Here is a 13,928-nt window from a genome sequence, read left to right as displayed (position 1 = left end):
GCCCGGTACCCGGCGGTCCCGGACCGGCCCCCGCCCCGACGGGCACCCCCTCGGGGCGGGCGGGTCACAACTCGGCGAGCAGATCCTGTTTCTTGAGGGAGAACTCCTCGTCGGTGAGCAGCCCGGCCGAGTGCAGTTCGCCCAGGTGCCGGATGCGGTCGGCGATGTCCGCCGGGTCCCGTCGCGGGTCCCTGGGGTTGGGCAGGGCGCTCACCGGACCCCCCGTCCGCTCCACCTCCTGCACCGCGGCCAGCACGCTCGCGGCGAGCGGCAGCGATTCGTGCACCAGCCCGTACCCCAGACCGAAGACCACGGCGGTGGGGTCCTGGTCCGCCGGCAGCGGCGCGGGGGACAGCGGCTTGCCGTCCGGCCCCCGCCGCAACAGGCGCAGGTACCCGCCCTCCAACTCGGGGGAGCGCCATTCCACCCCGGCCAGTTCGGCGACCGCGAAGGTCTGGTCGCCGGCCTTCCACTTGGCGGAGGACGCGCCGGTGCGGAACCAGCGGAAGTCCACGGTGGCCCCGTCGAACGCGACCCGCCCGTCGTACGCCTTGAAGCGCAGCGGTGCCGGCGGGGGATCGACCATGAACTCGTCGGCCTCCTCGCGGGCGCGGGGGCCGAGCCGGGACAGCAACTCCGCCGCGTAGTACCCGGCCGGGGTCTCCCGCTCGGCGGGCAGCACCAGCCGGTAGGGGTCCGCGGCCTCCCGGAGTTGGCCGGCGGCGGCCTCCAGCAACGGGTCGGCCCCGGGTCTGGGGAGGATCCGCAGGACGACGGTGCCCTTCCTGGCACCGGGGCCCAGTTCGACCGAACTCAACGCCTCATGGGGAATGCGACGCTCGCCCAACACGTGGAAGAGCTTCGGCGTGCGGATCCCCCGTTCGAAGCGGATGAGTACGGAATCGGTGTCGAACTCCCAGGAGGAGTGGATTCCGGCCAGCACATCACCCATGCGGGTCATCGTATGCGCCCGGGCCGGCGGATGGACCACCCTCCGCGCACCTCACCGGGGAACACGCTCGGGGGCGTGCGCCCCCCGTCCCCCGGGATGATCCGTGTCACCGGCGTCACGCGTCCGGAATCCGCCCCTCCGCGGGAGGACCCGTTTCCGACCGCCCGGCGGGGGACACGGCCGCGCCGGCCCGACCGCGACGGTTCAGGCGGGCAGGCCGACGGTGGACTCCGGGGTGCACAGCGGGGCTCCCCGGGCACCGGTGACGGTGGTGAGCAGCCCGGTGCCGATGCGGGCGAAGTTGCGCAGGCTGTCGGTGCCCGGTTCGAAGTACCCCGTGTGCCCCCGGGCCGACCCCGAGGCGAGATGGAGGGCCCCGAAGGAGGGGTGGACCGGATCGGTGCCGTGCCCGAGGGGCCCGACGGCCAGGTGCGGCACGTCGCGGATCCAGTCGCCGACCGCCCGGGTGGCCCAGACCCGGGCGTCGGTGCCCAGCCGATCGGCCCGGGAGACCCGCATGCCGGGGCTTCCGGCGACCACGATGTCGCTCACCCGGTCGGACAGGCGATCGGCGGCCAGCCCGCAGACCACCGAGCCGTAGGAGTGGCAGAAGAGCGCGACGGGGGCCTCGCCGGGCAGCCCCTCCACGGCCCGCACCAACCGGTCGGCGCCCTCGGCGGCCAGCTCCCCCGTGGCGGCGGAGACGCCCACCCCGCGCGGGGTGGTGTAGTCGGCCCAGGCGATGACCGCCGACTCCCGGTCGGGGTCGGCCGCGGTCTGCTCGGCGTGGAGCGCCTCCGCCATCCCCACGGGGGAGCGGTACCGCATCCGGGTGCGCTCGAAGGTCAGCAGATCGGTGTCCACCCCCGGCACGACCACGGAGATCCGGTGGGCGGTGTCCAGGTCGCCGAACACCTCGGCCGCCCGACCGCCGCCGGAGGGGTCGAAGGAGAGGATCCGCCGGTCCTCGCGCAGCAGCGAGGCGTAGCGGTTGGCCAGGCGGCCGGCGTGGTGGCGTCCGGCGGCCGACAGCCGTTCGTCATCGGTGCGGGCGAGTTCCTCCTGTCGTGCCCGGTTCAGCGCGTGCCGGTTGGCGGCGTACCGCACCTCGGCCGGGACCCCGTCGAGGTTGCCGACCACCTCCGGGTGGCGTTCGGCCAGCACCATCCACTTGCGGTGCCCCATGGAGGCGAAGAAGGAGGCGATCCGTTCCGGGGAGGAGGTGACCGAGGGCAGCTCGGCACCGCCGATGGCGTCGCGGTTCCAGGCCATCAGGCGCTGGGTGCGGGGGTCCGGCGTACCCGGTTCGCCGCTGGTGATCCAGCCGGAGGCGGCCAACACGGTGAAGACGACGGCCAGCGGCAGCAGGACGCGCCGCAGGAGGCCGGGGAATCGGACGGCGCGGCGGCCGACCGGTGCGGGGGGAGGGTTGATGTTCGACACTGCTCCCGCATCCTACGATCGTTCTGTCGGAAATAAACCCTTCGGGGCGCGGAGTCCGCTTCGATGTGATCCGGGTCATTCCCGGGGGTGACCGCCGATCGGATCCGGGCGACCCGGTTCCGGGAATGACGGGAAGCGTACGCGGACGGCAACGAAAAGACAACGACGGCGCAACGGAAGGACAACGGAAGGGCCACGACCGGGTGTCGGACGTGCGCCGGGAGGGGGCGGGTGTCCGGCCGACCCCTCCCGGCGCGGAGTCGGCAGGGGGTCGGCGCCGGGGCGGGCGCCGGCCCCGCCCCGGCGCCCCGGAGGGGTCAGCCGGTGCCCGCCGGCGCGCCCGGCCGGGCTCCCCCCTCGGGGCCCTCCGCGCCGGTCACCGGATCCCCCGCCGGGGCGGACGTCCCCGCCCCGGCCCCGGGCGCGCCGGCGCCGTTCGCCGGTGCGATCCGCCGCTGCGCGGCCAGTTCCGCGCGCAGGGCGCGCACCTCGTGCGTCAGCGCCTCCAGGGCGGCGTCCCGCCGCCGGGAGTCCTCGTCGGATTCGTCGAAGCGGGAGATGAACCAGGCGGCGATGTTGGCCGTCACCACGCCCAGCAGCGCGATGCCGGAGAGCATCAGCGCGATCGCCAGCAGTCTGCCGATCCCGGTGGTCGGCGCGTGGTCCCCGTAGCCCACCGTGGTCATGGTGGTGAACGCCCACCACACGGCGTCACCCGGGGAGTGGATGTTCGAGTTCGGGGAGTCCCGCTCCACTTCCAGGACCGCGAGCGAACCGAACATCACCAGGCCCGCACAGCACCCCGCCACGTAGACGGTCAGCTGGACGCGCGAGGCCATCCGGGCCCGCTCCCCGGCGAGCAACAGGGTGGAGACCAGGCGCAGCAGCCGGACCTGGCGCAGCAGCGGCAGGACCACCGCGGCCAGGTCCAACGGGTGCCGGCGCACGAACCGCCACCGCCGCCGGGACAGCACCAGACGGACCAGGTAGTCGGCGGCGAACGTCCCCCAGATCAGCCACTCGGTGATCCGGCACACCCGGTGCACCGCCGCGGGCGCCCCCGGCGCCACGATCGGCACCGCGTACACCGCGCCGAACAGCACCGCCAGCCCCAGCAACGGCAGCTCGGTGCGCCGTTCCCAGCTCCGCCGACCGGGCTCGATCGCGTCCTCCGGATGCGGAGCCGGCAGCCGACGTGGTGGGACCCGGGGGGCGGGAGGGGGCGCGTCCATGTCGGGACATGCTAGGACGCCCGCCCCTCCCGGTACCCGGGCCCCCGGGGAGGGACGACACGCGGCGGGGCCCCGGAACCGGGGAAACGGTTCCGGGGCCCCGCCGCGCGAGGGGTGGTGCCGGCCCTCAGGCGTCGCCGCCCGCCGGACCCGGGTCCGCGGCGGTCACGTCCAGCAGCTGGTACCGGTCGATGGCCTGCTTGAGCACCGAGCGGTCCACCGCGCCGGCCCTGGCCAGCTCGGTCAGCACACCGAGCACGATCGACTCGGTGTCGATGTGGAAGAAGCGGCGGGCCGCGCCCCGGGTGTCGGCGAAACCGAAGCCGTCCGCGCCCAGGGACTGGTAGGGGTTCGGCACCCAGCGGGAGATCTGGTCCGGTACCGCCCGCATCCAGTCGGAGACGGCCAGCACCGGGCCCCCGGTGCCCCGCAGCGCACGGGTGACGTACGGAACCCGCTGCTCCTCCTCGGGGTGCAGCAGGTTGTGCCGCTCGGTCTCCACCGCGTCGCGGCGCAGCTCGTTCCACGAGGTCGCCGACCACACGTCGGCGCGCACGTTCCAGTCCTCGGCGAGGATCCGCTGCGCCTCCACGGCCCACGGCACCGCCACACCCGAGGCCAGGATCTGCGCCGGGATCTCGCCCGCCGTGCCCTCCTTGAACCGGTAGAGCCCCTTGAGCAGGCCCTCCGTGTCCAGGTTCTCCGGCTCGGCGGGGTGGGTGATCGGCTCGTTGTACACCGTCAGGTAGTAGAAGACGTCCTCGGCGTTCTCCCCGTACATCCGGCGCAGACCGTCCCGCACGATGTGGGCGATCTCGAAGCCGAAGGCCGGGTCGTAGGCCACGCACGCCGGGTTGGTGGAGGCCAGCAGCTGGGAGTGGCCGTCGGCGTGCTGGAGGCCCTCACCGGTCAGGGTGGTGCGACCCGCCGTGGCGCCCAGCACGAAACCGCGCGCCAACTGGTCGGCCATCTGCCAGAACTGGTCACCGGTGCGCTGGAACCCGAACATCGAGTAGAAGACGTAGACCGGGATCAGGTGCTCGCCGTGGGTGGCGTAGGAGGAACCGGCGGCGATCAGCGAGGCGGTGCATCCCGCCTCGGAGATGCCGTCGTGCAGCATCTGGCCGGTCGGCGACTCCTTGTAGGCCAGCAGCAGTTCCCGGTCCACCGACTCGTAGGTCTGCCCCAGCGGGTTGTAGATCTTGGCCGTCGGGAAGAGCGAGTCCATACCGAAGGTGCGGTACTCGTCGGGGGCGATCGGCACGAAGCGCTTGCCGATCTCCTTGTCCCGCATCAGGTCCTTCAGCAGCCGCACGAACGCCATGGTGGTGGCGATCTGCTGGTTGCCCGAGCCCTTGCGCAGCGCGGCGTAGGTCTTCTCGCCCGGCTGCGGCAGCGGCTTCGCCCGCACGACCCGGGTGGGCACGTACCCGCCCAGGCCCTTGCGGCGGTCGTGCATGTACTGGATCTCCTCGGAGTCCCGCCCCGGGTGGTAGTACGGCGGGACGCCGCTCTCCAGATCCTTGTCCGCGATCGGCAGGTGCAGCCGGTCGCGGAACCGCTTGAGGTCGTCCACCGTCAGCTTCTTCATCTGGTGGGTGGCGTTGCGGCCCTCGAAGTTCGGACCCAGGGTCCAGCCCTTGACCGTCTGCGCCAGGATGACCGTCGGCTGGCCCTTGTGCTCGGCCGCCGCCTTGTACGCCGCGTAGATCTTGCGGTGGTCGTGACCGCCGCGCCCCAGGTGGAGCAGCTGGTCGTCGGTCATGTCCTCGACCATGCGGCGCAGCCGGTGGTCGTCGCCGAAGAAGTGCTCGCGGATGTAGGCGCCGGTCTCGGTCGCGTAGGTCTGGAACTGCCCGTCGGGGGTGGTGTTGAGCTTGTTCACCAGCACGCCGTCGCGGTCCTGCGCGAGCAGCGGGTCCCAGGTGCGGTCCCAGATCAGCTTGATGACGTTCCAGCCCGCGCCGCGGAAGACCGACTCCAGCTCCTGGATGATCTTGCCGTTGCCGCGCACCGGGCCGTCGAGCCGCTGGAGGTTGCAGTTGACCACGAAGGTCAGGTTGTCCAGGCCCTCGCGGGCGGCCAGGGTGAGCTGGCCCAGCGACTCGGGCTCGTCCATCTCGCCGTCGCCCAGGAAGGCCCAGACCCGGGACTTCGAGGTGTCGGCGATGCCGCGCGCCTCGGTGTAGCGGTTCATCCGGGCCTGGAAGATCGCGCCGAGCGGACCCAGGCCCATGGAGACGGTCGGGAACTCCCAGAAGTCCGGCATCAGCCGCGGGTGCGGGTAGCTGGACAGGCCGTGGGGGGCCTTGGACTTCTCCTGGCGGAAGCCGTCCAGGTGCTGCTCGGAGAGGCGGTCCAGCAGGTAGGCGCGGGCGTAGATGCCGGGGGAGGCGTGCCCCTGGAAGAAGATCTGGTCGCCGCCGTCGCCCTCGTCCTTGCCGCGGAAGAAGTGGTTGAAGCCCACGTCGTACAGCGACGCCGAGGAGGCGAAGGTGGCGATGTGGCCGCCGACGCCGATGCCCGGGCGCTGGGCGCGGGAGACCATCACCGCGGCGTTCCACCGGGTGGCGTTCAGGATCCGGCGTTCGATGTCCTCGTTGCCGGGGAAGAACGGCTCGTCCCGGGTGGCGATGGTGTTGACGTAGTCGGTGCTGCGCATCTCGGGGACGGCCACCCGCTTCTCACGGGCGCGCTCGATCAGGCGCAGCATGAGGTAGCGGGCCCGTTCCCGGCCCCGTTCGCCGACGGCGGCGTCGAGCGAGTCGAGCCATTCCCGGGTCTCCTCGGGATCGAAATCCGGGACCTGGCTGGGAAGGCCGCCAATGATGATCGGGTTGCGATCGGATCCGGAAGCCACGCTGTTCCTTCACTGTGAGGTCGGGAGTGGTGCTGATGTCCTCTGCCTGATGTCGGGCCGCCTTCCATCGTGGACCCCGGAAGGCGAAACGTCATCTCTACCGTGTGGTAACACCCGCTCCGCGGGGTCGCGGGGCGGTGGGACGCCGGCCGGGCCGGAGGTCGGGGGCGACACCGGCGGCCGACGGTCCACCCTACGCCCCGGGCTTCCGGACTGTGAAAGGGTCGTTCCGGTTTTTCCTCCGGTCCGGGCGGGAAGGCGGTTCCCCGAACCGCCCGGCGTCCCCCCGGGGACGGCGCGTGACGGACCTCACCCGCCGTTCGACGGGCGGTCGGGGACACGACGTTTGGGCCCGTGCCCCCGCCGGGTACTTGCGTGATCCGCCCGGCCCGTGTGGACTACCGCACAACCCACGCGCACGCGTGGGGCGACCCGTCACACCGGGCACCACACCGAACAGCACAGGAGGCAATCCGTGAGCGCGACCGCGGACCACGCGGAGGAGCGGACCAACCCGGCGGCCCAGCTGGGTTTCCGGCCCGGACAGGTGGTCCAGGAGCTCGGCTGGGACGAAGATGTCGAGCAGGGGCTTCGCGAGGGGATCGAGGCCCTCACGGGCCAGCCGCTCGTCGACGAGGATTACGACGACGTCGCCGACGCCGTGGTGCTGTGGTTCCGCGAGGACGACGGTGACCTCACCGACGCGCTGGTGGATGCGACCACCCTGATCGATCCGGGCGCACCGGTCTGGCTGCTGACGCCCAAGACCGGCCGGGACGGACACGTCGAGCCCGGTGAGGTCGACGAGGCGGCCCGGACGGCGGGTCTGGCCCAGACCAAGACCATCAACGCCGGGGGGGACTGGGCCGGCAGCCGACTGGTCACGCCCAAGACCACCGCGGGGAAGACCGGCGGGCGCCGCTGAACCGACCGCGGGGCCGGTCGGCGGGGCCGACCGGCCCCGCGGGAACCCGCCGGTCCGCCGCCTGTCGGTGGCCGGGCGTAGGCTGAGGGCCACGGACGCGTCGCCGTCCGCGGACCGTTCGCGTCGGTGAGGGAGCCGACCGGCCCGGCAGCCGAAAGGGAATCCGTCGATGGAGATCACCCCCGGAACCAAGGCGCCCGATTTCGCGCTGCGCAACCAACACGGGGAGATCGTGCGTCTCTCCGACTTCCGGGCGACGGCCGACGGGGCGGGCGGGGCCGGCGGGAACGAGAAGAGCGGCGGGAACGGCAAGAATGTCGTGCTGCTGTTCTACCCCTTCGCTTTCACGGGCATCTGCACCGGCGAACTGTGCGAGGTCAGGGACCGCCTTCCCGCCTTCGTGAACGACGACACCCAGCTGCTGGCGATCTCCAGCGACTCGCCGTTCGCGCTGCGGGTCTTCGCGGAGCAGGAGGGGCTGGAGTACCCGCTGCTCTCCGACTTCTGGCCGCACGGCGAGGTGGCGCGGGCGTACGGCGTCTTCAACGAGGACCGGGGCTGCGCGCTGCGCGGCACCTTCGTCATCGACCGTGACGGCGTGGTCCGCTGGAGCGTGGTCAACGGCATGCCGGACGCGCGCGACCTGGACGCCTACATCGCCGCCCTGGACGCCCTCCGCGAGGAGGTCTGAGACGGGAGCCGCGCCCGGCGGCCGGGGTCCGGCCGCCCCCGCGTCCCCGTCAACCCGTCGCCGGGGCCCCACCCGGTCCGTCGTCCGGCGGCGCTCCCCGGTCCGACGGGCCGCCCCGCGGCCCGTGCGGTCGCCCGCCGGCACGGTTCGACCCCTCCGCCGTGTCCCGCACGCGCCTTTCGTCGCGATTCACGGCTCCCGGGGGAACACCACCGCCCGCCGTTTCCGTTGCAGTGGTGGGATGGCATATTGGGGCCGTCCGATGCCCGCAGCAACGTCTGGAGGAGTACCGTGGCAGTCAGCCTCAGCAAGGGCGGCAACGTCTCGCTGACGAAGGAGGCCCCGAATCTGACCGCGGTCACCGTGGGTTTGGGCTGGGAGGCCCGCACCACCACCGGGGCGGACTTCGACCTCGACGCCAGTGCCCTTCTGGTCAACGCGGCCGGCAAGGTCATGAGTGACCAGCACTTCGTGTTCTTCAACAACCTCAAGAGCCCCGACGGCACCGTCGAGCACCTCGGGGACGAACTGGTCGGTGGCTCCGGTGGGGGCGGCGACGAGGAGGAGATCAACGTCGATCTGGCGGGCATGTCCCCCGAGGTCGACAAGATCGTCTTCCCGGTGTCGATCTACGACGCCGAGAGCCGGCACCAGAACTTCGGTCAGGTGCGCAACGCCTACATCCGCATCATCAACCGTGCCGACGGCGTGGAGCTGGCCCGGTACGACCTCTCGGAGGACGCCTCCTCCGAGACCGCCATGGTCTTCGGCGAGCTGTACCGACACGGCGGGGAGTGGAAGTTCCGCGCCATCGGTCAGGGTTACGCCTCCGGCCTGCGCGGGATCGCCCTGGACTACGGCGTCAACGTCTGACCCCCCGGGGGGCGGGTGCCGACCCGGCGCCCGCCCCGGTCGGGGAGCCGATGCCGCCGTCCCCCCACACCATGCGACACGGCCCACCGGGTCACGACACGCGCCCGCTCCGGACACGGGGTCGGGCGCGCTGCCGGTCGCGGCGGTCGCGGCCGATCCGCGACCGCCTCCCTCGCAGGAGAAACGGGAAAACAAGTGATTCTGAGAACCTTCGGCTGGTCCTTCGCCGTGACCGGCCTGGGCCTGGCGGCGGCCTATTACTTCTGGGGCTGGACCGGCTTCGCCGTCGTCGCGATCCTGTCGATTCTGGAGATCTCGCTCTCCTTCGACAACGCCGTCGTCAACGCCGGAATCCTGAAGAAGATGAACGCCTTCTGGCAGCGCATCTTCCTCACGATCGGCATCCTCATCGCCGTGTTCGGCATGCGCCTGGTGTTCCCGGTGGCCATCGTCGCCGTCACCGCCGGAGTGGGGCCGGTGGAGGCGGTGCGGCTCGCGCTCAACGAGCCGGACACCTACCAGGAGATGGTCACCGACGCCCACCCGTCCATCGCGGCGTTCGGCGGCATGTTCCTCCTGATGATCTTCCTCAACTTCATCTTCACCGAGCGGCACGTCACCTGGCTGGGCTGGCTGGAGCGCCCGCTCGCCCGGCTCGGGAAGATCGACTCCTTCTCCGTCGGCGTCGCCCTGGCCGCCCTGCTGACCAGCTCCGTCCTGTTCGCGGGACAGGCCTACCAGCACGGCGGCACGTACGCGGACAAGACCTCCACGGTGCTCGTCGCCGGTCTCGCCGGCGTGCTGACGTACCTGCTGGTCGGCGGCCTGTCGGGGTACTTCGAGAACCGCCTGGAGGAGGACGACGAGCGGGCCGCCGAGGCCGAGGAGGCCGCGCGCCGCGCCGGTCGGGAGCCGAGCACGGTGGGACTGGCCGGGAAGGCGGCCTTCTTCCTCTTCCTGTACCTGGAGGTGCTGGACGCCTCCTTCTCCTTCGACGGCGTGATCGGCGCCTTCGCCATCACCAACCACATCTTCTGGATGGCGCTGGGTCTGGGCATCGGCGCGATGTACGTCCGTTCCCTGACCATCTACCTGGTGCGCGAGGGGACGCTGGACGAGTACCGCTACCTGGAGCACGGGGCCCACTACGCGATCGGCGCGCTGGCGCTCATGCTGTTGGTCTCCATCCGGTACCACATCCCCGAGGTCATCACCGGAACCCTCGGCGTGGGCCTGATCGCCGCGGCCTTCTGGTCCTCGGTGCGCCACAACCGGGCCGATCGCGAGGCCGCCCTCGGCGGGGGCGGTTCGGGGGGCGAGGATCGGCCGGCCGTCCCCGAGCGGGTGTGAGCCCCCGGCGATTGCGGAAACCTCTGGACGGGACGGGCGGTCCGGCGCATCCGTGCGCGACCGGCCCGTCCCGTCGGCACGGGCGCGGGCGCGCCCGGCGGCGGCCCCCGACCCGGGGGCGTCGCGGACCGGTGGACACGGGTGAGGAGCGGGGCGCGCGATGGTCTCGATCTGGGAGAACTGGCGGCGCAGCCGCAAGCCGGTGGCGAAATTCGACACCGTCGGCGGGGCCTCCAGCTACGCCATCGAGTTGACCAAGCGCACCCCGCAGGTCTCCCTCACCGGTCAGGACGCCACCCACGGCACCCTGCGCATCGGCCTGTCGTGGCGGATGCGCTCGGCGGACGTGATGAGCACCGCGGGGCACCGGCGACTCAACGCGCTGCGCCATCCGTTGGAGCTCTTCAAGCCCGGTGAGGTCGTCGGCCACACCATGGGTCTGGTCAACGTGGACTTCGACCTCGCCTGTCTCTACGAGTTGGAGGACGGCACCAAGGGTGTGGTGCAGCCGCTGGGCAACTTCATAGGGGACTTCGGCGGACCGCCCTACCTCAAGCTCAGCGGTGACGACCGGTTCGGCAGCGCCTCCGGTGAGACCATCTACGCCAACATGGACCACGCCGACAAGTTCCGGCGCCTGCTGATCTTCGTCTACATCTACGACGGCACGCCCGCCTTCGCCCGGGCGGATGTCCTGGTGACCCTCATCACCGCCAACGGCACCCACATCGAGGTCGGCCTCACCGATCCCAACCCCTCGGCCCGGTCCTGCGCGGTGGTGCTCATCGAGCGGGAGAAGGGCGAGTTGGTGGCCCGGCGCGAGGTCAAGTACGTCTACGGTTTCCAGTCGGAGATCGACCGCCTGTACGGCTGGGGCCTGGCCTGGGGACGGGGCACCAAGACGCCCGGCTGACCGGGACGGGCCCGTTCCGGTCCGGGTGGGACGGCCCCCCGGGGAGCGCCGGCGGGGGCCCGCCGTGTCGCACGCCGTACCGGTGCCGGGGGCTTCCCCGACCGCTCCGGGCGGGACGGGGCCACGATCGGTGCCCGGGACATCCGATGGACATCCGGGTGTGGTCCACCGTGTTCCGAATCGCCGCCTGTCGCAGCATGGCCGAAACACATCGGATCGTACGATGAGCCACCGGCGTGGCCGGCGAACAGGAGCACGAAGGAAGCGAGAACGAGCATGCGCCACTACGGCTGGCTCACCGATGCGGAACGCCGCACACTGTTCCACCGGGAGCCCGTCGAGTTCGATCTCGACAGCGAGGTGACCACCCTCGGAACGGCGCTCGGCGCCACCCTGTACATGCCGGCCACCCGCCCCCGCCTCGCCGCGGACATCCGCAAACAGGCCCGCCGCGGCGTGGTCTCCATCGTGCTGTGCCTCGAGGACTCCATCAGCGACGCCGAGGTCCCCGGCGCGGAGGAGAACATCGTCCGCAACCTCGCCCGCCTGCGCCGCGAGGCCCCGGCCGAGGAGGTGCCCCTGCTCTTCGTGCGGGTCCGCCGCCCCGGGCAGATCACCGAACTCGTGCTGCGGCTGGAGGAGGCGGTGGAACTCCTCGCCGGCTTCGTGCTGCCCAAGTTCACCGCCGGGACCGGACCCGCCTATCTCGACGCCCGCACCGCGGCCGAGGTCGTCTCCGGCCGCCGCATCCTGGCGATGCCCGTGCTGGAGTCCCCCGAGTTCCTGCACCTGGAGACCCGGGCCCGCTCCCTGACGGACACCGCCCGTCTGCTGGACAAGCACCGCGAGCGGATACCCGCCGTGCGGCTCGGCGTCACCGACTTCTGCGCCGCCTACGGGCTGCGCCGCAACCCCGAGATGACCGCCTACGACGTCAAGATCGTCGCCTCGGTCATCTCCGACGTGGTCAACGTCTTCGGCCGATCGGACGGCACCGGATACACCATCACCGGCCCCGTCTGGGAGTACTTCCGCCCCCGGGAACGCCTCTTCCGTCCCCAACTGCGCACCAGCCCCTTCAGCGGGCGGGGCGAGGAGGAGTTGCGCACCCACCTCATCGAACGGGACATGGACGGCCTGCTCCGGGAGATCGGCCTGGACCGGGCCAACGGCCTGCTCGGCAAGACCTGCATCCACCCCTCGCACGTCCCCGTCGTGCACGCCCTCTCCGTGGTCACCCACGAGGAGTACAGCGACGCCCGCGACATCCTGGCCGACGGCGTGGAGGGCGGCGGGGTCCTGCGCTCCGCCTACACCAACAAGATGAACGAGGTGAAGCCGCACCGCACCTGGGCGGCACGCACCCTGCGCCGCGCCGAGGTCTTCGGCGTGGCGCGCGAGGACGTGGACGTCGTGGCGCTGCTCGCGGCGGGCCTGCAGTGAGCGCCGGGTACGGCGCCGAACGCCGGGAGACATCACCGATGACCACCGATCACGACCCTCTCGCCCCGCCCCCCGACCCGGCGGGGACACCGGAGCCCGCCGGGATCGTTCCCCCGACCGGGGAGTGGGTGGCCCGACGGCTCGGCCTGCGCCTGCACCCGGCGCCACCCGGGAGCGGGGACCCCGACCGGGACGGCCCGGACGCCCCGGACCTGCGCGACCTCATCGGCCTGGCCGTGCGCCGCAACCCCCGCCGCGCCCACCTGCTGGTCTCCACCGTCCTGGGCAAGCACATACCCCGGAGCCCGGCGGTCGTGCACGGCACCGCCGTCGCCCTCGGCCGTCGGGTCCGCGCCCTGCTGGGCGACCGGGCCGACGGGACGGTGGTCCTGGGGTACGCCGAGACCGCCACCGCGCTCGGCCACGGCGTGGCCGACGGCATCGGCGACGCCGTGTACCTGCACTCCACCCGCCGCGCCGTCCCCGGGATTCCCCCCGCCGCCGGTTTCGAGGAGGAGCACAGCCACCACACCTCGCACCTGCTGCTGCCCGCCGACCCCGACCTGCTCGACGGCACCGGCCCGCTCGTCCTCGTGGACGACGAACTCTCCACCGGCCGCACCCTGCGCAACACCATCACCGCGCTGCACGCGCGCCGCCCCCGCGACCTGTGGGTCGCGGTGACCCTCACCGACCTGCGCGGCCCGGCCGATGTCGCGGCCCTGGAGAAGACCGCCGCCGAACTCGGCACCCGGATCGAGGTGGTGGCCCTGGCCCGGGGCACCGTCGAGCTCCCCGACGACGTCCTCGAACGCGGCCGGGCGCTGGTCGCGGAGGAGGAGGCGCGGGTCGCCGCGAGCGCCGAGGAGGACACGGGCCCGGGGGATCCGGGGACCGTGCCGGGTCTCGTCCGCCGGGTGGACCCGCCCTGGCCCGCCGGTCTCCCCGACGGCGGTCGCCACGGCTTCACCCCCGCCGATCGGCGGCGTCTGGAGGCCCTGCTGCCCTCGATCGTCGCGCCCCTGGCCGACGCCCTGCCGATCGGTGCCCGACGGGTCCTGGTCCTGGGCACCGAGGAGTTCATGTACGTCCCGCTGCGGATCGCGGGCGCGCTGGAGGAGGCCTTCCCGTCCGGGGAGGGGCCCGAGGTGCTCTTCTCCACCACCACCCGCTCCCCGGTGCTGCCGATCGACGACCCCGGCTACGCCATCCGCAGCCGCCTGGTCTTCCCCGCCCACGACCTGCC

Annotated in this window: 11 protein-coding genes; 7 read left to right on the top strand and 4 right to left on the bottom strand. The window is 72.4% G+C overall.

Going from position 1 to position 13,928, the window contains the following annotated elements; genetic code table 11:
* Positions 1–64: 64 nt before the first annotated feature.
* The 4 genes from FOE67_RS04315 to aceE all read right to left on the bottom strand — a co-directional run bounded on the left by FOE67_RS04315 (position 65) and on the right by aceE (position 6,487).
* Positions 65–952 (bottom strand): DUF4429 domain-containing protein, encoded by an 888-nt coding sequence (locus FOE67_RS04315; protein WP_182660568.1) that lies wholly within the window; start codon positions 950–952, stop codon positions 65–67.
* A 204-nt stretch (positions 953–1,156) separates the two neighbouring features.
* Entirely contained in the window at positions 1,157–2,386 is a 1,230-nt protein-coding gene (locus FOE67_RS04310; RefSeq protein WP_438874181.1) for an alpha/beta hydrolase, read from the bottom strand.
* 326 nt (positions 2,387–2,712) lie between these two features.
* Positions 2,713–3,627: a potassium channel family protein gene (locus tag FOE67_RS04305; RefSeq protein WP_182660566.1), complete on the bottom strand. Its 915-nt coding sequence runs from the start codon at positions 3,625–3,627 to the stop codon at positions 2,713–2,715.
* A 127-nt stretch (positions 3,628–3,754) separates the two neighbouring features.
* Positions 3,755–6,487 carry a pyruvate dehydrogenase (acetyl-transferring), homodimeric type gene (gene aceE, locus FOE67_RS04300; protein ID WP_182660564.1) on the bottom strand — a complete coding sequence of 911 codons (2,733 nt, stop codon included), beginning with the start codon at positions 6,485–6,487 and terminating at the stop codon, positions 3,755–3,757.
* 475 nt (positions 6,488–6,962) lie between these two features.
* On the opposite strand from aceE, the gene FOE67_RS04295 reads away from it, so the two are divergent.
* The 7 genes from FOE67_RS04295 to FOE67_RS04265 form a co-directional block, all read left to right on the top strand.
* Complete coding sequence (locus tag FOE67_RS04295) at positions 6,963–7,412, top strand: DUF3052 domain-containing protein (RefSeq protein WP_182660562.1); 450 nt, start codon at positions 6,963–6,965, stop codon at positions 7,410–7,412.
* Positions 7,413–7,581: 169 nt separating this feature from the next.
* Positions 7,582–8,103, top strand: coding sequence for a peroxiredoxin (locus FOE67_RS04290; RefSeq protein WP_182660560.1), 522 nt, complete (start codon positions 7,582–7,584; stop codon positions 8,101–8,103).
* Between the two features lie 291 nt (positions 8,104–8,394).
* The gene (locus FOE67_RS04285) at positions 8,395–8,976 is read left to right on the top strand and encodes a TerD family protein (protein ID WP_182660558.1); all 582 of its coding nucleotides are present in this window, start codon (positions 8,395–8,397) and stop codon (positions 8,974–8,976) included.
* 195 nt (positions 8,977–9,171) lie between these two features.
* A complete protein-coding gene (locus tag FOE67_RS04280; protein WP_182660556.1) occupies positions 9,172–10,326 on the top strand; it encodes a DUF475 domain-containing protein in 1,155 nt (384 codons plus the stop codon).
* A 160-nt stretch (positions 10,327–10,486) separates the two neighbouring features.
* Positions 10,487–11,239 (top strand): Tellurium resistance, encoded by a 753-nt coding sequence (locus tag FOE67_RS04275; RefSeq protein WP_182660554.1) that lies wholly within the window; start codon positions 10,487–10,489, stop codon positions 11,237–11,239.
* A gap of 276 nt (positions 11,240–11,515) precedes the next feature.
* Positions 11,516–12,682: an HpcH/HpaI aldolase/citrate lyase family protein gene (locus FOE67_RS04270; RefSeq protein ID WP_182660552.1), complete on the top strand. Its 1,167-nt coding sequence runs from the start codon at positions 11,516–11,518 to the stop codon at positions 12,680–12,682.
* A 38-nt stretch (positions 12,683–12,720) separates the two neighbouring features.
* On the top strand, positions 12,721–13,928 hold a 1,208-nt coding region (locus FOE67_RS04265), incomplete at its 3' end, for a phosphoribosyltransferase family protein (protein WP_182660550.1).

It is taken from the genome of Streptomyces calidiresistens (genome assembly GCF_014141525.1).
GTDB classification, from domain to species: Bacteria; Actinomycetota; Actinomycetes; order Streptomycetales; family Streptomycetaceae; genus Streptomyces; species Streptomyces calidiresistens.
Note: the sequence above shows the minus strand (reverse complement) of the source record. Positions and strands in the feature narration are given on the sequence as shown.